Origin of the sequence: Aliivibrio sp. A6 (genome assembly GCF_028765505.1) — a bacterium.
Lineage (GTDB): Bacteria > Pseudomonadota > Gammaproteobacteria > Enterobacterales > Vibrionaceae > Aliivibrio > Aliivibrio finisterrensis_A.
In genome coordinates, this window is the sequence record NZ_JARACR010000076.1 from 1 (window position 1) to 1,892 (window position 1,892).

Sequence of the window (1,892 nt, forward strand, 5' to 3'; positions counted from 1 at the left end):
TGCGGAGGAGGTAATATGGCAGGGGTTGCAATTCCATTCGTTCAGGATCGATTTGATAATAGAATATACATTAATCAATATGAAGATTTCGGTTTTCCGACACCAATTTATTGCGGTGGGAAAAACTGCCAGGCTAGAGTGACTCATGTTATCGGTCATAAAAGAAGAGGGAAATTAGTTCCTTCTATTTTCCGTTTATTTCAAAATATTGATCATGCTAAACATTGTGGCTTTAAAGCTTTTGGTAACTATGAAATTGAATCAAAGGTAGGTATATCAGACGTTGAAAGTGCACTTTTTGCAGGTGAAATGTTATTTAGGATTAATATTTTAAATGATTCTGAAATGGCAAAAGTGAAAATAAAAGAAGATATATTTGCTGATAGTACACCTGAAGATACAGTGAAGCGTGAATATAAAAATAGAGGTAAAATGCCATGTTATGTAAAGCAATGTGGTGATTTGGTCACTTTGTATCTGCATGGAAAAATGAATCCTGCTAAGCGTGAGTTATTGGAAATCAAAGTAAATAGTAACGTTACTACATGGAAAGATTTTTTCTTTGGCATTGGGCAATATCGATATTTTCAATATAAATTGGCTAAGGAAAACTATGCTAATGCAGCAATAGATGTGAAGTTTAAAAGGAAGATTTTCGCTGGAGTTATAGATGAATTTGAGTACTTAGAGTGCAAGCCAAAATATTATAACGGGCGTAAAATCCTACCTATAATCAGAGTATCTAAGAAACTGAAATTGCCTTACATTGATTTTGACAAGCAATTTCTTATTTATGGAAGGTTTAGGTTGCGGACTTCAGATGAGCAACGAGTAAGTAATGATATAAATGCTATAGAATTTATGACATCACTTGTACATTTAAAACAGTTGGGCGAAATACCATCCGCATAACAAATGCATCAACACGATTTGCTACACTCGGCGTTGTCAGTTTGCCTTTAGTTTCAGTGATTAAGGCGGTAAAATTCAGCTAGGACTGTATAGTAGCAAACGTGTTATGCAGGCGTTATAAGTACAAATTTGCATCAATACTTGATCATAGGTTTGATCCTATATAATATGTAGCCTATATTAAGGTTGTAGGGAATTATTATGTGGGAAGTTATTACTACGGATACATTTGATGAATGGTTTGATTCACTAAACGATTCAGAACGTGCAAATGTGATCGCAGGTATGTTGTTACTTCAAAATAAAGGTCCTCATCTTTCTAGACCTTACGCTGATACTGTTTATGGCTCGAAGTTTACAAATATGAAAGAGCTTCGTGTTCAAAGTAACGGTGATCCATTGAGAGCATTTTTTGCTTTCGATCCTGAGCGTAAAGGTATTTTATTATGTGCTGGTAACAAAGGCGGTAATGAAAAACGTTTTTACAAACAGATGATCCCAATAGCAGATCAAGAATTTCAAGCTCATTTGAATAATAGAGGGTAATAATATGGCTCGTACACTTCAAGAAATCATGGCGAATGAAAAGCCAGAAGTTGTTGCTCAAGCTCAAGAGTTAGCAACAGAAATGTTATTAAACATTCATTTAGCAGAGTTACGTGAAAGAGCTTCTTTAACTCAGAATGAATTAGCTCTAGCTATGGGTGTAAAACAACCGACTATTTCTGGTATGGAAAAAGTAGGGCAAGATATTAAATTGTCATCACTAAAAAAATATATTGAAGCAACGGGTGGCAAGCTACGTCTTGATGTTGAAATGTCAGATGGTAGTCACTTTGGTTTTGCGGTGTGATGTACTTATAACAAATGCATCAACACGATTTACTACACTCGGCATCTCAGGTTGTCGGGTGTTTCTCGTTTTAGGGCGTCAATTTTAAGTATAATTGCATAGTAGTAAACGTGTTATGCAGGCGTTA

At 35.3% G+C, this 1,892-nt stretch carries 3 protein-coding genes; all 3 read left to right on the forward strand.

What is annotated here, in order from left to right:
- A partial coding sequence (locus tag PVK70_RS18620) for a hypothetical protein (RefSeq protein ID WP_274441708.1) occupies window positions 1-912 on the forward strand: 912 nt, incomplete at its 5' end.
- Window positions 913-1,113: 201 nt separating this feature from the next.
- A complete protein-coding gene (locus PVK70_RS18625; protein WP_017020975.1) occupies window positions 1,114-1,458 on the forward strand; it encodes a type II toxin-antitoxin system RelE/ParE family toxin in 345 nt (114 codons plus the stop codon).
- Between the two features lie 4 nt (window positions 1,459-1,462).
- Window positions 1,463-1,765, forward strand: coding sequence for a helix-turn-helix domain-containing protein (locus PVK70_RS18630; protein WP_045104648.1), 303 nt, complete (start codon window positions 1,463-1,465; stop codon window positions 1,763-1,765).
- Window positions 1,766-1,892: the final 127 nt, after the last annotated feature.

Coding starts and splice junctions, on each gene's coding strand:
- PVK70_RS18630 (WP_045104648.1), top strand. CDS start 1,463: ATGGCTCGTACACTTCAAGAAATCATGGCGAATGAAAAGCCAGAAGTT.
- PVK70_RS18625 (WP_017020975.1), top strand. CDS start 1,114: ATGTGGGAAGTTATTACTACGGATACATTTGATGAATGGTTTGATTCA.